We start from the raw sequence: 23,267 nt of genomic DNA on the forward strand, positions 1-23,267 counted from the left end.
GCAATAACAATGTTGCAATATTTCGATCCCGGCACGAGCGGCCTGAACCCGAACATCGACTACGGCACGCCGCCCAGCACATCCGAAACCCTGGTCAGCCTGTCCATCGACGGCACCGACATCAGTGTCCCCGAAGGCACCTCGGTGCTGCGGGCCGCCGCCCTGGCGGGCATCAATATTCCCAAGCTGTGTGCTTCGGACAACCTGGAAGCCTTCGGCTCCTGCCGGATGTGTGCGGTGGAGATCGAAGGCCGCCGGGGCTATCCCGCGTCCTGTACCACGCCGGTGACCGAGGGCATGGAAGTCACCACCCAGAACGGCAAACTGGCCAGGCTCCGCCGCAATATCATGGAGCTGTATATTTCCGACCACCCGCTGGACTGCCTCACCTGCCCGGCCAACGGCAACTGCGAGCTGCAGGATGTCGCCGGCGCGGTCGGCCTGCGGGAAGTGCGCTATGGCTTTGAGGGTGAGAACCACCTGGACGCCGAAGTCGACGACTCCAACCCCTATTTCAGCTTCGACCCCAGCAAGTGCATTGTCTGCTCCCGTTGCGTACGTGCCTGTGAGGAAGTGCAGGGCACCTTTGCGCTGACCATTGACGGCCGCGGCTTCGATTCCAAGGTCTCTGCGGGCCAGAACGATCCGTTCATGGATTCCGAGTGTGTGTCCTGCGGTGCCTGCGTGCAGGCCTGTCCCACCTCCACCCTGATGGAAAAGAGCGTGATCGACGCCGGCCAGCCGGAGCACAGTGTGGTCACCACCTGTGCCTATTGCGGCGTGGGCTGCTCCTTCAAGGCGGAAATGAAGGGGGATCAGCTGGTGCGCATGGTGCCCTACAAGGGCGGTGAAGCCAACCAGGGCCACTCCTGTGTCAAGGGCCGGTTCGCCTTCGGCTACGCCACCCACAAGGATCGCATCAAAGAGCCAATGATCCGGGAGTCGATCAACGATCCCTGGCAGGTGGTGTCCTGGGACGAGGCCATCGCGTTTTCGGCGAAAAAGCTCAAGGACACCCAGGCCAGGTACGGCCGGGAAAGTATTGGCGGCATCACGTCCTCACGCTGCACCAACGAGGAAACCTACCTGGTGCAGAAGCTGATCCGCGCCGCGTTCGGTAACAACAACACCGACACCTGCGCCCGGGTCTGCCACTCACCGACCGGGTTTGGCCTGAAAACCACCCTCGGCGAATCCGCCGGCACCCAGACTTTCGACTCGGTGATGAAGGCCGACACCATTGTGGTGATCGGGGCCAATCCCACCGATGCCCATCCGGTGTTCGGTTCCCAGATGCGCCGGCGCCTGCGCCAGGGTGCCAGGCTGATCGTGATCGATCCTCGCCGTATCGACCTGCTGAAAACCCCCAACGGCACGGAAGGCATTCACCTGCCGCTGCGCCCAGGCACCAACGTGGCCATGATCAACGCCCTGGCCCACGTTATCGTGACCGAGGGCCTGGAAGACAAGGCCTTTATCGAAAGCCGGTGCGAGCCGAAGCAGTACAATGACTGGCGGGAATTCATTGCCGAGCAACGCAATTCGCCCGAAGCCATGGAGGCCGTCACCGGCGTGTCCGCCGATCTGGTGCGCCAGGCTGCCCGGGAATACGCCAATGCCGGCAACGGTGCCATCTACTATGGCCTGGGCGTGACCGAACACAGTCAGGGTTCCACCATGGTAATGGGCATTGCCAACCTGGCCATGGCCACCGGCAACATCGGCCGTGAAGGCGTCGGAGTGAATCCGCTGCGCGGCCAGAACAATGTTCAGGGTTCCTGTGACATGGGCTCCTTCCCCCACGAGCTGCCGGGCTACCAGCATGTCGGCGACCCGGCCGTGCGGGCCAAGTTCCAGGCGGACTGGGGCGTAGCCATCGATGACGAGCCCGGCCTGCGGATTCCGAACATGTTTGACGCCGCCATCGCCGGCAGCTTCAGGGCCCTCTATGTGCAGGGCGAAGACATTGCCCAGTCCGACCCCAATACCCAGCATGTCGAGGCGGCACTCAGCGCCCTGGATTGTCTGATCGTGCAGGATATCTTCCTGAACGAGACGGCCAAGTTCGCCCACGTGTTGCTGCCGGGCTCCACCTTCCTTGAGAAGAACGGCACCTTTACCAATGCCGAGCGTCGCATCAACCGGGTGCGCAAGGTGATGGCGCCGGTGGCCGGCATGGAAGACTGGGAAGTGACCATGGCGCTCTCGAATGCCCTGGGGTATCCGATGAACTACCAGCATCCGTCTGAAATCATGGACGAGATCGCCCGGCTGACCCCCACGTTCACCGGTGTCAGCTACGACAAGCTGGAAAAGCTGGGCAGCATCCAGTGGCCCTGCAACGAGGAGCATCCGGATGGCACGCCCACCATGCACACGCTGGACTTCCCCATCGGCAAGGGCAAGTTCGCGGTAACGGAGTACATCGCCAGCGAGGAGAAATCCAACCGCCGGTTCCCGCTGCTGCTGACCACCGGCCGGATCCTGAGCCAGTACAATGTGGGCGCCCAGACCCGCCGTACCGAAAACAGCCGGTGGCATAACGAGGATGTGCTGGAGATCCATCCCAGTGATGCCGAACTGCGGGGCGTACGCGACGGCGACTGGCTGGGTATTTCCAGCCGCGTTGGCCAGACCGTTCTGCGGGCGCGGATCAGTGACCGCATGCTGCCGGGTGTGGTGTATACCACCTTCCATCATCCCGGAAGTGGCGCCAACGTGATCACCACCGACAGCTCTGACTGGGCCACCAACTGCCCGGAATACAAGGTCACGGCCGTGCAGGTGGAGAAAGTGTCCCAGCCGTCGGACTGGCAGCGCCATTTCGAGCAGTTCGACAAGCGCCAGCAGCAGTTGCTGGAACCGGCCGCGAGCCACATGGAGCAGGCCGATGCGCAGGCACTCAAATAGTCAGGGCGGCGCGGCCATGAAGGCGCCCCACCCACAAGCGCAACCACTTCCGCCGGACGGCTGTGAGGTCCCGGTGGAAGTGCGGGGCGGCATTGCGGGCGCGCCCGGCCGCGACGTTGTGGCCGAGGAGGTGCCGGTGGCCATGGTGTACAACGGCATTTCCCATGCCGTGATGATGGCCTCGCCGTCGGACCTTGCTGACTTTGCCCTGGGCTTCAGTCTCACCGAAGGTATTCTGGACCGCCCGGACCAGCTCTTTGGTCTGGAGGTTCAGGCGGTTGAGGAGGGCATTTCGATAGACATGCACATTGCCGGTGACTGCTTTGCCCGGCTGCGGGAGCAGCGCCGGAACATGACCGGGCGGACCGGTTGCGGGCTGTGCGGCACGGATTCGCTGGCCCATGCCATCCGGCCCATCCAGCGGGTTCCGGTGCAACCGGTGCCGCCGGCCGACAAGGTCCAGCGTGCCCTGGCCAGCCTCCGCAAGCACCAGCCCCTTCAGGCGCAGACCGGTGCCACCCATGGCGCTGCCTGGTGCGACGCCGATGGCCGGCTACTGCAGGCCCTGGAGGATGTCGGGCGCCATAATGCCCTGGACAAGCTGATCGGAGCCCGCATACGGCATCACGGTGTCGCAGCGTTTGATAACGGCTTCGCGCTGATTTCCAGCCGGGCCAGTTTCGAGATGGTGCAGAAATGCGCCAGCGTGGGTATCCGGTGTCTGGTGGCTGTTTCCGCACCCACGGCCCTGGCGATCCGGGAAGCCCGTGCCGCGGGCATGACCCTGATCGGCTTTGCCCGCCCGGGTCGCCACGTGATCTATGCCCGGGGCGATGACCAATTTTCTGAGGAGACGCCTGAATGAGCGACCAGCAACTCCAGAACCTGATCAAGATGATCAACCAGATCAGCATCAACAACCTGCACCACGGCGATGAAGACCAGGCCGCCGAGGTGGTGACGACGCACATCAGGAAATTCTGGGCCCGCAGCATGAAACAGCAGATCATTGCCTACGCCGAGTCTGACGGCCTCGAGCTGTCATCGGTGTCCCGGCTGGCGGTCAAGCGCCTGGCGGAGCCCCAGACCGCCTGAACCCGGTCATTAAACTGTCGCCTGCCTGTCACCTGTCCGTCACCGCGTTTTGCCAAGGTGGCATCATCCGGAATGGTTGAACGGCGGGGGACGGCATGCGGAGTTACCGGAGCGTATTCATATCCGATGTACACCTGGGCACGGCAGATTGTCAGGCGGATTATCTGCTGGACTTTCTAACCCGGGTGCGCTGCGAAACCCTCTATCTGGTGGGTGACATTATCGACCTGATCGCGATGCAGCGGCGGGTTCACTTCCCGGCCGCCCACCAGGCCGTCATCCACAAATTCATCGAGCTGGCCGCCAGCGGAACCCGCGTAGTCTATGTGCCTGGTAATCACGACGATTTCCTGCGCCGATTCTGTGGCCAGACCATTGCCGGCATCGAGCTTCACGACAAAATCGTGCACCGCACCGCCGATGGTCGCCGATTCATGGTCTGCCACGGCGACCAGTTTGATCAGGTGGTGCGCTGCAGCCCCCTCATGCTGCTGGTTGGTGACCGCGCCCATGGCCTCCTGTTGCGCCTGAACCGATGGTTCAACGCCTGGCGCCGGCTCAAGGGCAAACCCTACTGGTCGCTGGCAGCCTGGGTGAAAAGCCGCATTGGCAAGGCCAGGACATTCATCCGCCGGTTCGAACTGGCGGCGCTGACCGTCGCGGAAAAGGGTAATTACGACGGCTTTATCTGCGGCCACATCCACTCTGCCGGATTCCTGCGCAGTGAAGAAGGGCTTTACTGTAACGACGGCGACTGGGTGGAGCACTGCACCGCCCTGGTGGAGCAGGACAATGGCAAGCTGGAACTGCTGCACTGGTCCGAAACCCCGGCCGTGCTGGCGGTAGAACCAGACGCACCGCATCCGGACGTGTGCGGGGATGCCCGGCCGGTGCTCGACAGCCTGCCGACCGGATTTGTGGAGCAGGTCAACCGCCTGGCCAGTTGAGTGATCGGCTGTCCCGATGGCTGCATCTGTCTGGCAGGGTGTGAGTCTGGTCTTTGATTATCAACGTCTGTTCTCTCCGCTGTTACCTCCCGATCCTCAAGAAGCACGGGTGACGATCACCAGCCAAGCTTGTAGATGCTGGTATGAAACGAACCATGGATTCTCTTTGAAGGAGCCATTCTATGAGCAGACTGTGCGCAGTGAAGACTACTTGCTGGATCTGGAGGCATCGATTGCAGGCGCCCATTGAAAGCCAACTGGGGCTCTGCTGTTTACGCACTCTTACACCGGGTTCGTGGCCAGAATTTTCTTCAGAAAGTCTTTCGTTCGGGGATCTTTCGGGTTGTAAAAAATTTCGCCGGGCGGTCCCTGTTCCACAATTCTGCCGCCGTCGATGAAGATCACCCGGTCGGCGACATCCCGTGCGAAGGACATTTCATGGGTAACTACCATCATGGTTTGTCGCTCGGAAGCGAGCTGCTTCATTAAACCTAGCACTTCCTCCACCCATTCGGGATCAAGGGACGAGGTGGGCTCGTCGAACAGGATAACCTCGGCTCCCGTGGCCATGGCGCGACCAATACCCACACGCTGCTGCTGGCCGCCGGACATGGCCGCCGGGTAGGCATCCGCCTTATCGGCCAGGCCGATCTGCTGCAGGATCTCGCGAGCTCTCTTGTAGGCTTTTTCCTTCGGCCATTTGTCCACCACCAGCAGACGCTCGGCGATGTTCTGTAGCGCGGTCTTGTTGGCAAACAGGGCATAGTTCTGGAACACGAAGGCGGTTCGCCGCCGCATGGAAAGGATTTCTGCCCGGCTGGCGTGGTTCACATCCACGGTCAGATCGCCGACGGTCATGGTGCCGGCAGTGGGCTGTTCCAGAAAGTTGATGCAGCGCAGCAGGGTGGATTTTCCGGTGCCCGAGGGCCCGATGATTACCACGATCTCGCCTTTCTCGATGGTCAGATCGATGCCGTCGAGAACGACGGTTTTGCCGAATTGCTTGCTCAGTGAGTCCAGTCTGATCATCGGCTATAGGCCCTGTTCAGGCGGATTTCCAGGTAGCTCTGAAGCTTGGACAGCATCTCCACCACGATCCAGTAGATAACGGCGGCGACGATGAAAGCTTCGAAATACAGAAAGCTGCCGGCGGCTTCTTTCTGGGTGGCACCCATAAGTTCGGTCACGCCAAGGGTAAAGGCGAGTGACGTTGCCTTGATCATGTCGATGAAGTAGTTCATCAGGGTGGGCAGCGCCACCCGGGTGGCCTGGGGAAGCACGATCCGGCGCATCATCTGGCCGTTGGTCATGCCGATGGACAGGGCCGCTTCGGTCTGGCTGCGATCAACGCCCACGATGGCGGCCCGGATCGATTCCGCCATATAGGCGGAAAAGTGCATGGTCAGGCCCATGATGGTGGCGGTAACACCGTCGATGACGGTCAGCACGCTGAACAACTGAGGCAGACCATAGTAGAAGAGGAACAGCTGCACCAGCAGTGGCGTACCCCTGAAAAAGGAGATGAACACGATTGTCAGCTGGTTGAGTACCGGTATGCGGAGCACCCGGACCACAGCAAACAGGCAGGCAAGGATCAGTGCAAGCACCATCCCCGTTCCTGCCAGCTGAAGAGTGAGGGGTAGATAGCCGAGCAGAACGGGTACCAGCCCCACCATGTATTCGACGTTTAGCACGTCCATAGGCAGTCAGGCCTCGTTTGGGCCCTCAGGGCCGGGTGATGTCGGTGCCGAACCACTTCTCGGAGATGGCTTTCAGCTCGCCTTTTTCCCGCAGATCGGCCAGTGCCTTGTTCACCTGGTCCCGCAGCGCACGGCCCGCCTCTGTCTCCCGGAACGGGTAGGCGTTGGTGATCTGTGAGAAGGTGGGGCCGGCCAGCTCAAGGGGCAAAGGCTTTTCCTTGATAATCTGGCTGGCGCTGACCCGATCCATGACAAAGGCGTCCACGCGGCCCAGCGCGGTGTCATGCTCCAGATTACTCTCATAGGTTTTGATGTTGATCTGATCCGAGTAGGGCAGCTCCCGCAACAGGTCGGCGAAATTGGAACCCAGGTTTACTGCAACGGTTTTGCCCTTCAGATCTTCCACGCCCTGTATCTCGGTGTTGCCTTTTTTGGTCACCACCTGGGCGCCGTCATAGACGTAGGGTTCGCTGAAAATATAGGCCTTCTTGCGTTCTTCGGTGATGGTGATCTGGTTGGCCACGGTGTCGATCCGTCCCGATGCCAGCATGCCCATCAGGCCGGAGAAGTTGGCGGTTTCGAACTGGATTTCACGGCCCAATTCTTTGCCGATGGCGTTCATGACGTCCACTTCAAAGCCCTTGAGTGTGTCCTGCTCCACAAAAGTGAATGGGTAATACTGGCCGGACATGCCTACTCGCAGGGGGATCTCCTGGGCCTGCAGAGCGCTGCCTGCCAGCAAGGAAATAATCATAAGCGTCGTGGCTAAAAACGTTTTCATGAAGCCTCCTTCTCATAACACGTCGAACGTTCAGCATAGACCGGGTCGGCCCTCGGGGGAAATCACCGCCTGCCTTGCACCAATTAATTAAAGGGTTTATTAATATTGGTCATGAGCCAGCGAAAACGACAACGCCAAACCACAGGTCCGCATCAGCCGCGCAGCCCTGGCCGGCCCAGCGACGACCCCGCCATCCGCGAACGAATGATTGAAGTCGCGCTGAGTGAGTTCTCCGCGCACGGCTTTCGCGGTGTGTCGGTGACTGCCATTGCGAAGCAGTCCGGTGCCACACCGGCGATGATCCACTACTACTTCGGCAACAAGCAGGGTCTGTATGAGGCAGTGCTGCAGCATGCGTTGGGCCCGATCCTGAGCCGGTTACAGTCCGCGACAGAATACACGCCAGACGGCGAGGACCCGCTGCCGCGGTGGTCGCGGGCTGCGGGATCTCGTGAAGGGCGCCCAGAAGCTCGGCACCCTGCGCTCCGATCTCAATCCTGAGCTGACCGCGCTGTCACTGCTGAGCATGGCTGTCTTCCCCTTCATCGGCCGGCCGGTGGCCGGGCAGGTACTGGACTACAGCATCGAACCCGGACGTATCGACACACTGGCTGATCACACCCTGCAACTCTTCTACCACGGAGCCGGCACATGACTCCTTCTGTTTCCGGAACCTGTGTCCTGCTGGTGCTGATTGCGCTGACCGGGTGCAATGAGGTGGAGGAATACCCCGTGGTGGGCACGCTTGAGCGCGACCGCATCGCCCTGACCGCCGAGCGGGCCGAACCGGTCACCGCCATTCATGTGCGTGAAGGCCAGCCGGTTGCGGCTGGTACACTGCTGGTTGAGCAGGATCCCCGGCGCCTCGAAGCCGATCTGGCGCGACTGGAAGCCGCCGCCGATCGCACCCGCAGACGGCTGGATGAGCTGCTGCGCGGCCCCCGGCAGGAAGTCATCAACGAGGCCCGCGCCCGACTGATGGCCGCCGGGGCGGCCCTGGAAAAGGCCCGCAACGAGCTGCAGCGCATCGCACCTCTTCAGGCCCGCAACCTCGCCAGCGTCAGTCAGCTTGACGCCGCGCGCAATGCCCGCGATCAGGCCCGGGGTGAGGTGGAGGCCGCCAGCGCCGCATTGGCGGCGCTGCTTGAGGGTACCACCACCGAGGAACTGGATCAGGCCCGGGCCGCCGTGCGCGAAGCCGAAGCCGTTGTCGAAGGGCAGCGATTGACGCTGGACCGGCTCAACATTGTCGCCCCGCGTGCCGCCCTGGTCGAATCGTTACCTTTTGAGCAGGGTGAAACGCCCCGTCCGGGCGAAGCCCTGGCCCTGTTGCGCGCCACCGACCAGCCGCCGTATGCCCGCGTCTACGTACCTGCTGCGCTGCATCACCAGTTCCAGCCGGGCGACACCGTACAGGTGAGCATCGACGGCCACGGCCGCCGGGCAGGCCAGGTACGCTACATTGCCAGTGAAGCGGCTTATACGCCCTATTTCGCTCTGACCGAACACGACGCCGGTCGACTCAGCTATCTGGTGGAGATAGATCTTAAAAATGCGGAAGAGCTGCCCAGCGGCATTCCGGTGCGCGTGGTCGTGCCCGGACCCCCGGCAGGAGGCGGCGATGAGTGATTCCATCGCCATCGACGCCAAAGGCCTGACCAAACGCTTCGGCTCACTGACGGCGGTTCAGGATGTCAATCTGCAGATTCCCGAGGCCGCAATCTATGGTTTCCTGGGCCCTAACGGATCCGGCAAATCCACTACCATCCGCATGCTTTGCGGCCTGCTTACGCCCAGCGCCGGAGAAGTGCAGGTGCTGGGCTTCCGTGTGCCGGGGCAGGCCGAGGAAATAAAACGGCACATCGGCTACATGACCCAGAAATTCTCGCTGTATGAGGACCTTACCGTGGAGGAGAATTTGCGCTTTCTGGCCGCTGTTTATGGTTTGCCGAGGCGCGATCTGAAGCAACGCATTGATCGGGCGCTGGAGGAATACTGGCTGACCGAACAGCGCAAGCAATTTGCCGGCACCATGAGCGGCGGACAGAAGCAGCGTCTGGCCCTGGCGGGCGCTACCCTGCACCGTCCGCGCCTGCTGATCCTGGACGAACCCACGTCGGCAGTCGATCCGCAGAGCCGCCGCGACTTCTGGGACATCCTGTTCGCGCTGGTGGAACAGGGCACCACGGTGCTGGTCTCCTCCCACTACATGGATGAGGCCGAGCGCTGCCACAACCTGGCCATCCTGGACCGCGGTCGTCTGGTGGCTGAGGGCCGCCCACGTGACCTGATCCGCGACATCAATGCCGGTGTGGTGGAGATCGAGACGGCCACACCCCGGGCGGCGCGCGACTGCCTGGAAGCCACCGACGGCGTGCAGAGCGTCGCTCAGCTGGGCACCCGCCTGCACGCGCTCACCGACAAAGCGGTCGAAGATCCCGCCGGTCTTATCCGCCGGGCCCTGAAGCAGGCTGATATCGACAGTGAGGTCGAATCCGTCACCGCCAATCTGGAGGATGTCTTCGTGGCCGCCACGCGCCTGAACCGCCATGGAGGCAGCGCGGCCCATGCGTAGACTGCTCGCCATCGCCGGCAAGGAAGTTCGCCAGCTCAAGCGCGACCGGCTCACCTTCGGCATGATCGTCGGCGTGCCGCTGCTGCAGATCCTGCTGTTCGGTTACGCCATCGACCTGGACGTTCGCAATATCAGCGCGGCTGTCGCGGATCATGCCAACACCAGCCTTTCCCGACAGTTGGTAGCGTCTGCCGAGGCCAGCCAGATTGTGCGGATTACCCGCTCAGCCTCGGGCCCCGAGGAGCTGGAAGCGATGCTCGATGCCGGTGAGATTGATGTTGGCATCTACATCCCGCACGACTTCGAGCGGCGTGTGATGGACCCCACTCGCCCTGTCGGTCAACTGCTGATCAATGGTTCGGACCCGACGGTGGAAAGTATCGCCCGGCGACTCACGCAGATGCCCCTGCCGGGCCGGGCGCAGCCGCCACCCCTGTTCGAGGCCCGCACCTATTACAATCCCGAACATCGCTCGCCGGTCAACATCGTCCCCGCCCTGATCGGCGTTATCCTGCATCTGACCATGGTGTTGTTCACGTCTATCGCCATTGTGCGTGAGCGAGAGCGCGGCAATCTGGAATTGCTGATCACCACGCCGGTGAAATCGTGGGAGCTGATGCTGGGCAAGATCATCCCCTACGTCATTATCGGCCTGATTCAGGTCACCCTTATCCTCTGGGTCAGTCAGTGGCTGTTCGATGTGCCGGTACGGGGCCAAGTGCTCGATCTCTACCTGGCTTCGGTCTTTTTTATTCTGGCCGCGCTGGCACTGGGCCTGACGGTGTCGACCCTGGCGAAGACCCAGTTCCAGGCTATCCAGCTCACGGTGTTCACCTTCCTGCCCTCGATCCTGTTGTCCGGCTTCATGTTTCCGTTCGAAGGGATGCCGCGGGTTGCGCAGTGGCTCGGGGAAGTCATTCCGCTGACCCATTTTGTAAGACTGTCGCGGGGGATACTGGTGAGAGGTGCAGAGCTCTCAGAGCTGCACGCGGAAATCTGGCCGCTGCTGGCGTTCTTCGCGGCTTTCATGGTGATCGCGACTCTGCGGTTCAGTAAGCGGTTGGATTGAGATGTCTGCCGTTGCCCTGCCAGGGCCTCATCACAATGAGCCCCCGGGAGGCTTTTCAATGCGTCGGGTAATCCTTGTGTTCCTGACGTTTCCCACGTCCTGTTAACCAGTATTTCGATGTTCCGGTAGAGGGCGGGGGCATCACTGACCCGGGCCAGCCAGCTCAGTGGTATGCCCCGTTCGCCGCCCACACCATGCACAGCCGCCATTGCCGGTCCGATAATCCACGCCCGCCAGTGCAGACTCAGGCTCGCTGCGTCCGCGACCCAACCGCCAGCAAGGGCGGCGATCATTGCAGGATCTCTGTGGTCGGAGAGGTGGTCGGTCATTCGGGGCTCCTTCTTTGTCGGTGCGCCAGATCTCCTTCAGTTGACGTCCGGCCAGACCAGTTGGCCATTGTCATTCCATCGTAGGGCTTTTCCTGCACCGTCACCACCGTCCGTTCATCTTGCACAATGGGCAGCGGGCGGCAGCACGTTGACGGGCTGGCAGGCGAGCTCTACCTTTAAAAGACGAGTTTCCGTAGTAATCGTTGATCACCACGAATATCACGGATAAAGAGGAGGCATCCCATGAACATGCCAATGAACGCACTGCTCTTCGTGATGACCCTGGCAACCGGACTGCCTGCCGCCAATGCGGCGGACCCTGCCAAGATCACCGTCGCCGAACAATCCCCCTTCGGCGCCTACCTGGCCGATAGTGAAGGCCGAAGCCTCTACCTCTTTGAGGCCGACGAAGCCGGCAAAAGCACTTGTTACGATGCCTGCGCCAACGCCTGGCCACCGTTCACCACCAACGGCAAGCCCCGGGCAGGCAAGGGTATCGATGCCGACGCCCTGAGTACCCTTGAGCGCGCGGATGGCACGATGCAGGTGACCTATCACGGGTGGCCGCTTTACTACTTCATTAAGGATCAGGCGCCGGGCGATACCAAGGGGCAGGATGTCGAAGGTTTTGGCGCGGAATGGTATCTGGTCACGCCGGGTGGCGAAGAAGTGCACGCCGAGTGACGGCGTAATCCGGCCCAAACCGAAAGCATAAGGGGAACTATGAGTCATACACTGGAAATTCAGGATATTCAAAACGTCACCCACGACGTCAGGCAGATTCGGCTTGAAAAGCCCGAGGGCTTCACGTTCGCGCCCGGGCAGGCCACTGAGGTAGCCGTTGATCGCGAAGGCTGGAGGGATGAGAAACGGCCGTTCACTTTCACATCGCTCAGCACTGATCCCTATCTGGAGTTCGTCATCAAGATTTATCCGGATCACGAGGGTGTGACCGATCAGATCGGACGGCTCAGCGCGGGTGATAAGCTGATCATCGGCGACCCGTGGGGCACCATTCAATACAAGGAGGAGGGCGTGTTCCTGGCCGGCGGCGCGGGTGTGACACCCTTTATAGCCATTCTGCGCGATCTGTATCGCAAAGGCGAGATTCGCAATAACCAGTTACTTTTTTCCAACAAGACCGAGCGGGACATTATCCTGAAGGAGGAGTTCGAGACAATCCTGGGTGACCAGTTTATTAACGTGATCACCCGGGAGAAACCGACGGGTGATCATATCTTTCTGGATGGGGTTATCGACAAGGCTTTTTTGAAGTCACAAATCAGGGATTTCGGCCAGGCGTTCTACGTGTGCGGCCCCGGCCCGTTCAACAAGGGCATCATGGCGGCACTTGAGGAATTGGGCGCCAGCCCGGACGCCTTGGTCTTCGAGAAGTAGGTTATCTCGCAAAATGTCTGGATTTCAAAGTAACAGAGGTTGCGTCATTTTGTTACGAAACTGGAAGTAAATCGTGGCCTCCATCCTGCCTCACCTGCTTCGCCGGTTGTTGAACGCCACAACTCCTCGAACACGCTAGGGGCGGTCGACAGTGCTTCAGGAGTCTTTTCGGGACGGCGCACGGCTTCCCTGAGTCATTCGCCACGGCATGGGTCGCACGTTCAATCGTCGGTCTGAACCTGCCGTGCAACCTCTCTTTGCCCGCCCGATGCGCTATACTCTTGCGTCCCGTCGAAACCAATGTCAGGACCTGCTTCTAACCGTTCTTCGTTGATGCACCTCCATGCCAGTTGACTACGCGCCCGAAACAGACGACTTGCCGCCTCCGAAGGCGTTTCAGGATCTGCTGGTTGTCACCGTCGCCCTGAGCCTGGCCATGCTGGCCAACGCCATGTTGCTGCTGACGGTGCCGTTGAAGGCACTTGCTCTTGAGATCAGCCCGTCGATGATCGGGCTGGTGGTCTCCGCACCTTACATTCTGCCGCTTATCCTGGCCATTCCGGTCGGCGGGTATATCGGGCGCATTGGCGCCAGGACCGTGATCATTGGCGGCGCCGTCGGCATGGCCACCGGGCCGGTTTTCTCGCTGCTGTTTCCCACGCTTGCCGGCCTTCTGGTGACCCAGCTGATTGCCGGCATGTCCAATATGCTGTTGATCATTGCCGCCCAGGCGCTGATTTCAGGCCTGGCCAGGGGTAAAACCCTGGAGCAATACTTTGGCTGGTACACCATGGGCATGTCAGGCGGCCAGTTGCTCGGGCCTTTGCTGGCGGGCTATCTGATCGATCAGCATTCCATCAATCATGCGTTTGTCGCCATTGCGCTGGTACCGGTGTTATCGGCCCTGATGGCCCTGCTGCTGTCACCGCACGCCAGCCGCGGCACCCCTGCGCCAAAATCAGCCGCGGGCTATGGCGCGCAATGGCAGCTGTTTCGCACCAACCGGGGCCTGCAGTTGTCCATGGCCATGGCCAGCGTCTCGCTGTTTATCATGAGTGTCCACTCGGGATTCATGCCGGTTTACCTGGAAGGCCTGTCGATCAGTGCTGCGACCGTGGGTGTGCTGATCAGTCTCAGAGCCCTGACTTCCATGCTGGTGCGGCTGGTGATGTCACCCATGATCGGCTGGCTGGGCGGGCGCACCCGCAGTATCCAGATCGGCGTGCTGTGCGTCACCCTGTCGCTGATGCTTACCGGCCTGGCGGGTGATCGGGTGGTATGGCTGGCGTTACTGGCCGTTGGCATCGGGATAGCCGGCGGTCTGTCCCAGCCGCTGTCGATGGTGATTCTGTCGGAGAGTGTCAGCAAGGCGCAGCGTGGGCCGAGCCTGGCCTTACGTTTGATGGGCAACCGCCTGGCCCAGGCCATTGCCCCGCTGATGGTGGGCCTGATCGCCGACCTCTGGGGCTTTCCGGTGGCCTTCGCCGCCTCGTCCGGGGCTCTGCTTCTGCTGTTCGGGCTGTGGGCAAAATGGGCGGGGCTGGGCCGGGAGCTCCGTGCGGAGCGCTCCGATGATTAGCGTTCGCCGAAGCCAGGCCTGTTACAGACACAAGGGACGGTCACTACTATCCGGCTAGAGTCCATGCGGCGGGCACCGGTCCACCATGGCCTCTTCTGGGCGCTTACGCCGTCTCACACTCCCTCCGTCACGCACTACAGCAGGTCAATGCCAAACCGGCGAACGACCAGGGCAAAGACGCCGAAGCAGGTCATTGTGATGACCGCGCTGGATAACAGCGAGAGCCAGAATCCGAGCCTGGGAAGCAGAAAGGGGAACAGCAGAAACATCGGTAGTGTCGGAAGCACGTACCAGAAGGTATACCAGGCGTGGTTGCTGATCTTTTCCGACGGCTGATGTTCCACGTACAACCAGATCATGGCCAGGACCGTAACCGTGGGCAGTGCCGCAATAAGCGCGCCCAGTTTGTCACTGCGTTTTGCCACTTCGGAGATCAGAACGATCAGGGCTGCAGTAATGGCGTATTTGGTGATTATCCAGGTCATTAAAAGGAGTCCAGTTGAGCAGAGAAATAGGGAACTTGGTGATCGTTTGTTCATTATTCCTTTTCGGGGAGGTTTTTGCGATGGCGGTTGCCTGAGTATCCCCCGCTGGGCGTGACCAAATTGTTAGATATTCATGAGCAATCGTTGACACAATACCGGTCCGAATCACGTACAACCTTTATAAAGCGGCAAAAGCAGCAAAAACGGACGGGTACGATGTAACACTTCCGCGAATGCTGTGTCTGCTCAGTATCGGGTTAGTCTCTGCAGTACCGGGTCAAGGGTAACAAGGATTATTTCATGACATCGAAAAAATGGATTCTGCTGGCGTTGATTGTGGCGGTGGTCATCGGCTTTATCGCCAGCGGTGGCAATGACCTGCTGACCTTGCAGAATCTGCAGGATAATCAGCAGCTTCTGGAAGACTGGATCGGCCGGAACCTGGTGCTGGCGGTGCTCGGTTTTGTGGCGATCTATGTGGTGGTCACCGCGCTGTCACTGCCCGGCGCGACCATCATGACCCTCGCCGGCGGGGCTTTTTTCGGCAATCTTTATGGCCTGGCGGCGGTGTCGGTTGCCTCCACCCTCGGTGCCTCCCTGGCGTTTCTGGTGGCCCGGTTCCTGATGCGCGATACCCTGCGCCGGCGCTATGCCGGGGCGGTGGCGAAAATGGACCGGGGCATTGAAAAAGACGGCGCGTTCTACCTTGCAACCCTGCGCCTGGTGCCGATCTTTCCCTTCTTCGTGATCAACCTGGCCATGGGCCTGACGTCAATGAAGTTGCGCACCTATGCGCTGGTGAGCTGGGTGGCCATGCTGCCCGGAACTTTTGTGTACGTGAATGCGGGCACCCAGCTCGGGCAGATCCAGTCCACCGGTGACATTGTCTCTGCCGATCTGCTGCTTTCCCTCGCCTTGCTGGGCCTGTTCCCGCTTATTGCCAGGTTCGTGGTCGGTTTTATCCGTCGCCGCAAAGTGTATGCCGGCTGGCAGAAGCCGGAGCACTTTGACTACAACCTGCTGGTGATCGGCGGTGGCTCAGCCGGTCTGGTCTCGGCCTATATTGCCGCCGCCGTGAAAGCCAAGGTAGCGCTGATCGAAAAGCACAAGATGGGTGGCGATTGCCTGAACACCGGCTGCGTGCCCTCCAAGGCGCTGATCCGCAGTGCCAAAGCCGCGGATACTCTGCGCCATGCCAACCGTTACGGGCTGGAGTCGGTGCCGGTCAGAGGTTCGTTCAAAACTATCATGGATCGGGTCAGGGCTGTCATTGCGAAAGTGGAGCCCCACGATTCCCCGGAGCGTTACTGCAAACTGGGTGTGGACTGCATTGCCGGCGAAGCCAGCTTCGTTTCGCCCTGGGAACTTGAGGTCAGACATAATGATGGCCGCATCGAACGCCTCACCGCCCGCAGCATCGTTGTTGCCACCGGCGGCAAACCGGCGGTACCCCCGATTCCCGGCCTGAAAGACATGCAACCGCTGACGTCCGATAACCTGTGGGAGCTGCGGGAGCAGCCGGAGCGTCTGCTGGTGCTGGGCGGCGGCCCGATCGGTTCCGAGCTCGCCCATGCCTTCGCCCGGCTGGGCAGCAAGGTCACCCAGGTGGAAATGGGCGAGCGCCTGCTGGCCAAGGAGGATGTCGATGTCTCCGAGCTGGTACTCAAGCAGTTCCAGGCCGATGGCGTGGATGTCCGGTTGAGCCATTCTGCGGTGGAGTTCCGTATGGAGGAAGGTGAGAAGGTTGCCTACTGCGACCATCAGGGCGAACGGGCGCGTATTGCCTTCGATCAGGTCCTGGTGGCCGTCGGGCGGGTGGCAAACACCGCCGGCCTGAACCTGGAGCGGATTGGTCTGGAGACCCTGCCCAACGGTACGGTCGCGGTCAATGAGGACATGAGCCTGCGCTACCCGAACCTGTTTGCCTGTGGCGATGTGGCGGGGCCGTACCAGTTTACCCACGCGGCCTCCCATCAGGCCTGGTACGCGGCGGTAAACGGCCTGTTCGGGCAGTTCAAACGCTTCAAGGTGGATTACCGGGTAATGCCCTGGGTGACCTTCACGTCACCGGAAGTGGCCCGGGTCGGGCTCAGTGAAGCTGAAGCGAGAGAGCAGGGCGTCGCCTACGAGCTCACCCGGTATGGTCTGGATGACCTGGACCGGGCGATTGCTGACAGCGAGGACCAGGGTTTTATCAAGGTACTCACGCCGCCGGGCAAGGACAAGATCCTTGGGGCGGTTGTGGTTGGTTCGCATGCAGCGGACATCCTCGCGGAATTCACCCTGGCGATGAAGCATGGCCTGGGCCTGAACAAGATTCTGGGTACCATCCACCCGTACCCGACCTGGAACGAGTCCGCCAAATACGCTGCCGGCGAATGGAAACGCGCCCATGCCCCCCAGGGCATCCTGAAGTTGCTGGAGAAGCTGCACGGCTGGCGCCGCGGCAAAGACACGAAAACACCAAGGAGCCTCTATGCCCCTGACTGAAACCCCGACCGCCCGAAAAAAGCGCATTCCGGCCGTGGAAGTCCTGGAACCCCGGGCGTTCGACAGCTGGACCCACACCCGCAATGGTGCTCCCCGGGGTTACATCGATGCGGACAAGCTGAAAGAGCTGTGGATCCATACCGGCACCGCCTGCAACCTCGCCTGCCCCTTCTGCCTGGAAGGCTCGCACCCCGGCGATGGCCGCATTCCAGGCATGAAGCTCAGCGACGTAAAGCCGTTCCTCCACGAAGCCATCGACATGGGCGTGGAACAGTTTTCCTTCACCGGCGGCGAGCCGTTTGTGATCCGGGATTTCGTCAACATCCTGGATTACGCCAGCCAGCACCGGCCCTGTTTTGTGCTCACCAACGCCACCGAGCCGCTGCACAAGCGCCAGCATCAGGTGCTGCCGTTGCTGGACAACCCCTACCCGATCCATTTCCGGGTCAGCCTGGATTTCCCCGATCGGGCGCGGCATGACAAGGAACGCGGTGAAGGCAGCTTCGATGAGGCTTTGCAGGGCATTCGCTGGCTGATCGAACAGGGCTTCAAGGTGTCCATTGCCCGGCAGACCGATCCCGAGGAAATCCCTGCCGATGTGGAGGCGGCCTTCCGTGACATCTTCCGGGCGTGGAGCATTCCGGAGAACCTGGCGTTTACGGCTTTCCCGGATCTGGGCACACCCGGGTCGGAAGATGGCAGCCCGGAGATTACCGAGACCTGTATGGAGAAGTATCCGACCAAGGAGGCGCGTTCTCACTTTATGTGTACGTATACCCGGATGCTGGTGAAGAAGGGCGACCGGGTTCGGGTGTATGCCTGCACGCTGGTGGATGATGATCCGCAGTATGACTTGGGCGGGACGCTGGCCGAGAGTATGGATGAGCGCATTATGTTGCGGCACCATCGGTGTTTTTCCTGTTACCGGTTTGGGGCTAGTTGTTCGGCGCCTGCTTAACTTTGGTGTTGGGTCGCTCAGGACTGGTGGCTGGTCATTGGCGGCCTGGGTGGTGAGGTTATTTCCCCTTGGGAAAAACAACTCGCTTCGCTCAGACATCTTTTTCCTGGCGGGAAAATAACCTCACCACCCAGACCGCGGATGTGACTTTGCTATTCGGTTGCTGAGTGGGAAGGAAATACAGAATCAGAAAAGTGATTAAGCGAGGCAAGGGGATGGCTGATGGCTAACTCCTTCGCCGGGGAAGCCAGAACGGAAGTTGAACAAGGGGCAGGCCGGTAGGGCGTTCAAAAAATGTGGAGCGCCAAGGACGGCGCGACCAAGCCCCCCATGGATGGGTTCACGGGCGTTTTTTTGGACGCCCTACCGGCCTGCCCCGAAAAGCACTAAATCAGAAACCCCGGGAAAAGCCCCGGAATAAAGCACAAAGAACAAGGTACGAGAACATGAACTTCACAGAGGCCTCCCTGTTTTGGGGATTTCTGCTGGTCTACGGCGTGGTGATGTACGTGCTGTCGCCGAAGAGCAAGAACGCGAATTCGTTCTATAAGGGCGCGGATGATCAGGGTAACCCGGTGGGCCAGTGGTCGCTGACGGCGAGTATTTTTATCAGCTGGATCTTTGCCAAGTCGGTGACCAATGCGGCCAATCTGGGTGCCGCATATGGCGTCACCGGCGGGTTGGCTTACGCCAGTTACTGGCTGTCGATTCCTGTGGCTGGCTATATCATCTATCTGATCCGGACCCAGACTGGCGCCCGGAGTCTGCAGGATTTTCTGACCTCCCGGTTCGGGCGGTTTGCAGCGCTGGCGTTTGCGGCAGCGATTCTGATCCGGCTCTATAATGAAGTCTGGAGCAACACCGCGGTGGTCGGTGGCTATTTCGGCTTGCCGGGCCAGTGGCAGTATTACACGGCGGCGATGGTATTTACGGTGTTTACCCTGGCATACAGTCTGAAGGGCGGGTTGCGGTCATCGATTTTTACCGACGTGATTCAGGCGTTTGTGTTCGTGTTCTTCGTCGGAGCCGTGCTGTTCCTGATTATTCCGGCCAACGACTCCAGTGCGCTGCTGAGCAACGGCGAGTTCCGGCTCGATGCCGGTTTTGACCTGCTGCTGGTGGCCTTGCTGCAGATGTTCAGCTACCCGTTTCATGATCCGGTGCTGACCGACCGGGGTTTTGTGAACAAGGAAAAGACCATGCTGAAGAGTTTTGTAGTGGCCGGGCTGTTGGGCTTTGTGGCGGTGTTTATCTTCAGCCTGGTGGGGGTTCATGCCCGGCTGAACGGCATTGACGCCATGGGCAATGCCCCGGCGGCCGTGGGCCAGTCCCTGGGGCTGGCGGCCTTGTTCTTTATGAGTGTAGTGATGATGACATCGGCAGGTTCCACCCTGGATTCCACCTTTACCTCCCTGGCGAAATCCCTGGCGGTGGATCTGCCCCGGCTGGCCCGGCGTGCGTCGGACAAGCTGCCAAGCATGCGGGTGGGGGCGGTGGTGATGGTCATCTTTGCCTTTGCCGGTAACCTGCCTATGTTTGCCGGCACCGATATTCTCAAGGCCACCACCATTTCCGGCACCATGGTGATGGGGCTGGCGCCGGTGTTCCTGTTTTACGGTTTCACCAAATGGTCGCCCTGGAGTTTTCACCTGAGTTTCTGGACCGGCCTGGGGCTGGGGGTTCTGCTGGCGGTGGGGCTGATCCCGGCCAGTTGGGCCATTGGCGATGGCAAGTACGCCATGCTGCTGGGCGTGAATGCCTATGGCTTTCTTGTCTGCACGGCCGGATTCTTCGTTCCGTTGGTGCTTCGGCGCCTGAAGCGGCGTTCTCTGGCGGCGGGTGAGGCCTGAGGTCATGACCGAAGGACGCAGTTGCCCGCTGGCGTATCGATACTCCCCCGCTGTACTGTGTGAGGAGCCCCGCCAGGTCTCCGAGGATGTGCTCTATATCATCGGCGGGCTGTACGGGAACCCCTGGGCGCTGGATGAAATCGAGCAGATGGCGCTGGCGGAGGAGCGCCAGGGGCACCGGGTAAGGCTGGTGTTCAATGGCGACTTCAACTGGTTCAACGCCAGTGACAGCCTGTTCCGGAGCATCAACAACCGGGTTCTGGATCATACCGTCAGTCTGGGCAATGTGGATTTCGAGTTGGCCAACCCAAGCCCGGGTGCCGGTTGTGGTTGCGCCTATCCGGACTTCGTGGATCACGGTGTGGTGGCGCGTTCCAATCGCATCATGGAGCGGCTGCAGGCCATTGCCGGCGACCACCCGGATATCCAGAAGCGGTTGTCCCTGCTGCCGAGGTATCGCTGCCTTATGTTTGGAGGCCTAAAGGTTTTGGTGCTGCATGGCGATCCGGAGTCCCTGGCTGGCTGGGGCCTGGCCTACGAATCGTTCAGCGGGGGCAACGACGACAGGCTCTCGGAATGGTTCCTGGCGTCCGGTGCCGATGTGATCGCCTCGACCCATACCTGCCTGCCAGTGCTCTGGTCGGGGCTGGTGGATGGAAAACGCCGGGTGGTGGCCAATAACGGATCGGCCGGCATGGCGAACCTGCAATCCGATCCCCGGGGCCTGATCACCCGGATCGCGCTTTCCAGCCCGGTGGCTGAGCCGGTTGCCGGCCTTGAGCGCCAGGGCCTGCATGTGTCCCTGCTGCCGGTGGACTACTCACTGGAGGCCTGGTTGCCCGAGTTTGACCGGCTCTGGCCGGCGGGCTCGCCGGCGGCAGTGTCCTACCGGCACCGGATGCTACACGGCACGTCTCTTCGGGCCGAAGACGTGATTTTCCCTCCCGCATCTTAACCAATTTGTCACTGGCGAATGATTCGATCCGGTCTATTCTGAAAGGGTAAGCCGGAGCCGGGCATCGGACAGTTTTTGACCCGCGCTTGAAATATATTTTGTGGTCTATATAATTCAACACTAACTTTTGCGACGAATTGATCACGTTATGACCTCAGAAGGATCGAATACTACCGCCATCACGCTTCGCACACCGGTGAAGGATGATGGCTTCAGGCTCCACCAGCTGGTGGCTGAATGCCCGCCACTGGACCCCAACTCGATCTACTGCAACCTGTTGCAGTGCAGCCACTTTGCCGAAACCGGTGTGGCCGCGGAGAAGGAAGGCGATCTGGTCGGCTTTATCTCCGGATACATCCCTCCCCAACAGCCCGAGACCGTGTTTGTCTGGCAGGTGGCGGTTCACGAGAAAGGTCGTGGCCAGGGCCTTGCCAAGCGGATGCTGAAAGAAATCGTTGGCCGTGATGCATGCAGTAAGGTCACCCACATGGAGACCACCATCACGGAAGACAACGAAGCTTCCTGGGCACTGTTCCGTTCCTTCGCCCGTGATATGGGAGCCGAGCTCACCTACCACGAGCACTTCGAGAAAGAGACCCACTTTGGCGGGCAGCACGATTCCGAGTTTCTGCTGCGCATCGGGCCCTTCACGAAGCCAGCCTGAGCGTCCCGTTTCATGATCGGCCCTGTCACGGGCCAATGGAGCTGGGAACGACTGTAAAGCTGTGATCTGGATTAGCCGGTGGACCACTGAGGTAGGTCCGCCATCAGGCTTTAACCAACGCACGGCGGGCCTATCGCAACGACACCTGCATCCGTTTGATAAAGCCCCCCGCGCATCTACCTCGAACCTGACATGCTAAGAGGCAAGACGATGGAAATTTTCAAGTCGACTGAATCCGAAGTACGTGTATACAGCCGTGCGTTTCCGGTCATCTTCAACCGCGCCAAGAACGCGCACCTGTACACCGAAGATGGTAAGGAATACCTGGATTTCCTGGCGGGTGCCGGTTCCCTGAATTACGGCCACAACAACGACATCCTGAAAGAAGCTCTGCTTGAGTACATTCAGGCCGATGGCGTAAGCCAGGGCCTGGATATGTTTACCACGGCCAAGCACGACTTTATGGAGTCCTACAAGAAGTACATCCTCGACCCGCGTGGTCTGGACTACAAAATGCAGTTTACCGGCCCCACCGGCACTAACTGCGTGGAAGCGGCCCTGAAGCTGGCCCGCAAGGTGAAAGGCCGCAGCGGCATCATCTCGTTCACCAACGGTTTCCACGGCGTTACCATGGGTGCGGTTGCCACCACCGGTAACAAGCACCACCGGGGCGGTGTCGGAACGCCGCTGGGCAATGTCGACTTCATGTTCTACGACGGCTACCTGGGTGACGATGTAGACAGCCTGGCCATCATGGACAAGCTGCTCAGCGATGGTTCTTCCGGCTTTGAACTGCCGGCGGCGGTGATCGTGGAGGCGGTCCAGGGCGAAGGCGGCCTGAATGCCTGCCGCGCGGAATGGCTAAAGGGGTTGTCCGAGCTGTGCAAAAAACACGATATCCTGCTGATCCTGGACGATATCCAGGCCGGTAACGGTCGCACCGGTGAGTTCTTCAGCTTCGAATTTGCCGGCATCAAGCCGGACATCGTGACTGTTTCCAAGTCCCTCAGTGGCTACGGCCTGCCCATGGCCCTGGTGCTGTTCAGGCCGGAGCTGGATGTCTGGGATCCGGGCGAGCACAACGGGACTTTCCGTGGTAACAACATGGCGTTTATCACCGCCCGCACCGCCGTGGAGACCTACTGGAAAGATGACGCGTTCGCCAACGACGTGAAGGCCAAGACCAAGGTCCTGGGCGATGCCCTGCAGGCGATTTGCGACAAGTACCCCGGTGAGTTCAAAATGAAGGGGCGCGGTTTGATGCGTGGAATCGAAGCAACCCACGCGGATGTGACAGGCCCGATTACCAAGCGTGCTTTCGAGCACGGCCTGATCATCGAGACCAGTGGTCCGAATGATGAAGTCATCAAGTGCCTGATGCCGCTGACCACCAGCGAGGACGACCTGAAGAAAGGGGCAGCCCTGCTGGCGAAGAGTGTGGACGAAATCATGCAGGAAGGGCTCAGCGAGGCGTCGTAAGGC

Annotated in this window: 24 protein-coding genes; 19 read left to right on the forward strand and 5 right to left on the reverse strand. The window is 60.5% G+C overall.

The window, feature by feature from the left end:
• The first annotated feature begins 9 nt into the window (after positions 1–9).
• The 5 genes from fdhF (at position 10) to msub_RS21665 (ending at position 5,202) form a co-directional block, all read left to right on the forward strand.
• Positions 10–2,910 (forward strand): formate dehydrogenase subunit alpha, encoded by a 2,901-nt coding sequence (gene fdhF / locus msub_RS16705; RefSeq protein ID WP_048497289.1) that lies wholly within the window; start codon positions 10–12, stop codon positions 2,908–2,910.
• Positions 2,891–3,775, forward strand: coding sequence for a formate dehydrogenase accessory sulfurtransferase FdhD (fdhD, locus tag msub_RS16710; protein WP_082146573.1), 885 nt, complete (start codon positions 2,891–2,893; stop codon positions 3,773–3,775). The genes fdhF and fdhD overlap by 20 nt, the downstream gene beginning before the upstream one ends.
• Positions 3,772–4,005 carry a formate dehydrogenase subunit delta gene (locus tag msub_RS16715; protein ID WP_048497291.1) on the forward strand — a complete coding sequence of 78 codons (234 nt, stop codon included), beginning with the start codon at positions 3,772–3,774 and terminating at the stop codon, positions 4,003–4,005. The genes fdhD and msub_RS16715 overlap by 4 nt, the downstream gene beginning before the upstream one ends.
• Positions 4,006–4,100: 95 nt before the next feature.
• Positions 4,101–4,952 (forward strand): UDP-2,3-diacylglucosamine diphosphatase, encoded by an 852-nt coding sequence (locus msub_RS16720; protein ID WP_048497292.1) that lies wholly within the window; start codon positions 4,101–4,103, stop codon positions 4,950–4,952.
• A 16-nt stretch (positions 4,953–4,968) separates the two neighbouring features.
• Positions 4,969–5,202: a hypothetical protein gene (locus msub_RS21665; RefSeq protein WP_156182831.1), complete on the forward strand. Its 234-nt coding sequence runs from the start codon at positions 4,969–4,971 to the stop codon at positions 5,200–5,202.
• Positions 5,203–5,234: 32 nt separating this feature from the next.
• Here msub_RS21665 and msub_RS16725 read toward each other — a convergent pair whose 3' ends face one another.
• The 4 genes from msub_RS16725 to msub_RS22255 form a co-directional block, all read right to left on the reverse strand.
• On the reverse strand, positions 5,235–5,981 hold the full coding sequence (locus tag msub_RS16725; protein ID WP_048497293.1) for an amino acid ABC transporter ATP-binding protein: 747 nt from the start codon (positions 5,979–5,981) through the stop codon (positions 5,235–5,237).
• Positions 5,978–6,652, reverse strand: a complete 675-nt coding sequence (locus msub_RS16730) for an amino acid ABC transporter permease (RefSeq protein ID WP_048497294.1) — start codon at positions 6,650–6,652, stop codon at positions 5,978–5,980. The genes msub_RS16725 and msub_RS16730 overlap by 4 nt, the downstream gene beginning before the upstream one ends.
• A gap of 25 nt (positions 6,653–6,677) precedes the next feature.
• Entirely contained in the window at positions 6,678–7,433 is a 756-nt protein-coding gene (locus msub_RS16735; protein ID WP_048497295.1) for an amino acid ABC transporter substrate-binding protein, read from the reverse strand.
• A 99-nt stretch (positions 7,434–7,532) separates the two neighbouring features.
• Positions 7,533–7,787, reverse strand: a complete 255-nt coding sequence (locus msub_RS22255) for a hypothetical protein (RefSeq protein WP_048497296.1) — start codon at positions 7,785–7,787, stop codon at positions 7,533–7,535.
• On the opposite strand from msub_RS22255, the gene msub_RS22585 reads away from it, so the two are divergent.
• From msub_RS22585 to msub_RS16775, 8 genes are all read left to right on the forward strand, one after another.
• Positions 7,692–7,934, forward strand: a complete 243-nt coding sequence (locus msub_RS22585) for a TetR/AcrR family transcriptional regulator (RefSeq protein ID WP_406564711.1) — start codon at positions 7,692–7,694, stop codon at positions 7,932–7,934. The genes msub_RS22255 and msub_RS22585 overlap by 96 nt on opposite strands.
• Positions 7,885–8,088, forward strand: coding sequence for a hypothetical protein (locus msub_RS16745; protein ID WP_048497297.1), 204 nt, complete (start codon positions 7,885–7,887; stop codon positions 8,086–8,088). Before msub_RS22585 ends, msub_RS16745 begins: the two co-directional genes overlap by 50 nt.
• Positions 8,085–9,062 (forward strand): HlyD family secretion protein, encoded by a 978-nt coding sequence (locus msub_RS16750; RefSeq protein ID WP_048497298.1) that lies wholly within the window; start codon positions 8,085–8,087, stop codon positions 9,060–9,062. The genes msub_RS16745 and msub_RS16750 overlap by 4 nt, the downstream gene beginning before the upstream one ends.
• Positions 9,055–10,008: an ABC transporter ATP-binding protein gene (locus msub_RS16755; protein WP_197083898.1), complete on the forward strand. Its 954-nt coding sequence runs from the start codon at positions 9,055–9,057 to the stop codon at positions 10,006–10,008. Before msub_RS16750 ends, msub_RS16755 begins: the two co-directional genes overlap by 8 nt.
• Positions 10,001–11,077, forward strand: coding sequence for an ABC transporter permease (locus msub_RS16760; protein ID WP_197083899.1), 1,077 nt, complete (start codon positions 10,001–10,003; stop codon positions 11,075–11,077). The genes msub_RS16755 and msub_RS16760 overlap by 8 nt, the downstream gene beginning before the upstream one ends.
• Positions 11,078–11,649: 572 nt before the next feature.
• Positions 11,650–12,090, forward strand: a complete 441-nt coding sequence (locus msub_RS16765; RefSeq protein WP_053077982.1) for a COG4315 family predicted lipoprotein — start codon at positions 11,650–11,652, stop codon at positions 12,088–12,090.
• Positions 12,091–12,129: 39 nt separating this feature from the next.
• Entirely contained in the window at positions 12,130–12,804 is a 675-nt protein-coding gene (locus tag msub_RS16770; RefSeq protein WP_048497300.1) for an FAD-binding oxidoreductase, read from the forward strand.
• 343 nt (positions 12,805–13,147) lie between these two features.
• Entirely contained in the window at positions 13,148–14,383 is a 1,236-nt protein-coding gene (locus msub_RS16775) for an MFS transporter (RefSeq protein ID WP_048497301.1), read from the forward strand.
• A 134-nt stretch (positions 14,384–14,517) separates the two neighbouring features.
• Here msub_RS16775 and msub_RS16780 read toward each other — a convergent pair whose 3' ends face one another.
• On the reverse strand, positions 14,518–14,868 hold the full coding sequence (locus tag msub_RS16780) for a DUF3147 family protein (protein ID WP_048497302.1): 351 nt from the start codon (positions 14,866–14,868) through the stop codon (positions 14,518–14,520).
• Between the two features lie 300 nt (positions 14,869–15,168).
• On the opposite strand from msub_RS16780, the gene msub_RS16785 reads away from it, so the two are divergent.
• The 6 genes from msub_RS16785 to ectB all read left to right on the forward strand — a co-directional run bounded on the left by msub_RS16785 (position 15,169) and on the right by ectB (position 23,264).
• Entirely contained in the window at positions 15,169–17,358 is a 2,190-nt protein-coding gene (locus msub_RS16785) for an FAD-dependent oxidoreductase (protein ID WP_048497303.1), read from the forward strand.
• On the forward strand, positions 17,345–18,316 hold the full coding sequence (locus msub_RS16790; RefSeq protein ID WP_048497993.1) for a radical SAM protein: 972 nt from the start codon (positions 17,345–17,347) through the stop codon (positions 18,314–18,316). Before msub_RS16785 ends, msub_RS16790 begins: the two co-directional genes overlap by 14 nt.
• Positions 18,317–18,762: 446 nt before the next feature.
• Positions 18,763–20,166, forward strand: coding sequence for a sodium:solute symporter family transporter (locus msub_RS16795; RefSeq protein WP_048497304.1), 1,404 nt, complete (start codon positions 18,763–18,765; stop codon positions 20,164–20,166).
• A gap of 4 nt (positions 20,167–20,170) precedes the next feature.
• Positions 20,171–21,121, forward strand: coding sequence for a metallophosphoesterase family protein (locus tag msub_RS16800; RefSeq protein ID WP_048497305.1), 951 nt, complete (start codon positions 20,171–20,173; stop codon positions 21,119–21,121).
• Between the two features lie 148 nt (positions 21,122–21,269).
• Positions 21,270–21,785 (forward strand): diaminobutyrate acetyltransferase, encoded by a 516-nt coding sequence (ectA, locus tag msub_RS16805; RefSeq protein ID WP_048497306.1) that lies wholly within the window; start codon positions 21,270–21,272, stop codon positions 21,783–21,785.
• A gap of 210 nt (positions 21,786–21,995) precedes the next feature.
• A complete protein-coding gene (gene ectB / locus msub_RS16810; RefSeq protein WP_048497307.1) occupies positions 21,996–23,264 on the forward strand; it encodes a diaminobutyrate--2-oxoglutarate transaminase in 1,269 nt (422 codons plus the stop codon).
• Positions 23,265–23,267 lie beyond the last annotated feature (3 nt).

The sequence above is a fragment of the Marinobacter subterrani genome (genome assembly GCF_001045555.1).
In the GTDB taxonomy this organism is placed as follows: Bacteria; Pseudomonadota; Gammaproteobacteria; order Pseudomonadales; family Oleiphilaceae; genus Marinobacter; species Marinobacter subterrani.

Bases quoted from the DNA above. Each gene is read 5' to 3' on its own strand.
- fdhF (WP_048497289.1), top strand. From the start codon at position 10: ATGTTGCAATATTTCGATCCCGGCACGAGCGGCCTGAACCCGAACATC.
- fdhD (WP_082146573.1), top strand. From the start codon at position 2,891: ATGCGCAGGCACTCAAATAGTCAGGGCGGCGCGGCCATGAAGGCGCCC.
- msub_RS16715 (WP_048497291.1), top strand. From the start codon at position 3,772: ATGAGCGACCAGCAACTCCAGAACCTGATCAAGATGATCAACCAGATC.
- msub_RS16720 (WP_048497292.1), top strand. From the start codon at position 4,101: ATGCGGAGTTACCGGAGCGTATTCATATCCGATGTACACCTGGGCACG.
- msub_RS21665 (WP_156182831.1), top strand. From the start codon at position 4,969: ATGGCTGCATCTGTCTGGCAGGGTGTGAGTCTGGTCTTTGATTATCAA.
- msub_RS16725 (WP_048497293.1), bottom strand. From the start codon at position 5,981: ATGATCAGACTGGACTCACTGAGCAAGCAATTCGGCAAAACCGTCGTT.
- msub_RS16730 (WP_048497294.1), bottom strand. From the start codon at position 6,652: ATGGACGTGCTAAACGTCGAATACATGGTGGGGCTGGTACCCGTTCTG.
- msub_RS16735 (WP_048497295.1), bottom strand. From the start codon at position 7,433: ATGAAAACGTTTTTAGCCACGACGCTTATGATTATTTCCTTGCTGGCA.
- msub_RS22255 (WP_048497296.1), bottom strand. From the start codon at position 7,787: ATGCTGCAGCACTGCCTCATACAGACCCTGCTTGTTGCCGAAGTAGTA.
- msub_RS16750 (WP_048497298.1), top strand. From the start codon at position 8,085: ATGACTCCTTCTGTTTCCGGAACCTGTGTCCTGCTGGTGCTGATTGCG.
- msub_RS16755 (WP_197083898.1), top strand. From the start codon at position 9,055: ATGAGTGATTCCATCGCCATCGACGCCAAAGGCCTGACCAAACGCTTC.
- msub_RS16760 (WP_197083899.1), top strand. From the start codon at position 10,001: ATGCGTAGACTGCTCGCCATCGCCGGCAAGGAAGTTCGCCAGCTCAAG.
- msub_RS16765 (WP_053077982.1), top strand. From the start codon at position 11,650: ATGAACATGCCAATGAACGCACTGCTCTTCGTGATGACCCTGGCAACC.
- msub_RS16770 (WP_048497300.1), top strand. From the start codon at position 12,130: ATGAGTCATACACTGGAAATTCAGGATATTCAAAACGTCACCCACGAC.
- msub_RS16775 (WP_048497301.1), top strand. From the start codon at position 13,148: ATGCCAGTTGACTACGCGCCCGAAACAGACGACTTGCCGCCTCCGAAG.
- msub_RS16780 (WP_048497302.1), bottom strand. From the start codon at position 14,868: ATGACCTGGATAATCACCAAATACGCCATTACTGCAGCCCTGATCGTT.
- msub_RS16785 (WP_048497303.1), top strand. From the start codon at position 15,169: ATGACATCGAAAAAATGGATTCTGCTGGCGTTGATTGTGGCGGTGGTC.
- msub_RS16790 (WP_048497993.1), top strand. From the start codon at position 17,345: ATGCCCCTGACTGAAACCCCGACCGCCCGAAAAAAGCGCATTCCGGCC.
- msub_RS16795 (WP_048497304.1), top strand. From the start codon at position 18,763: ATGAACTTCACAGAGGCCTCCCTGTTTTGGGGATTTCTGCTGGTCTAC.
- msub_RS16800 (WP_048497305.1), top strand. From the start codon at position 20,171: ATGACCGAAGGACGCAGTTGCCCGCTGGCGTATCGATACTCCCCCGCT.
- ectA (WP_048497306.1), top strand. From the start codon at position 21,270: ATGACCTCAGAAGGATCGAATACTACCGCCATCACGCTTCGCACACCG.
- ectB (WP_048497307.1), top strand. From the start codon at position 21,996: ATGGAAATTTTCAAGTCGACTGAATCCGAAGTACGTGTATACAGCCGT.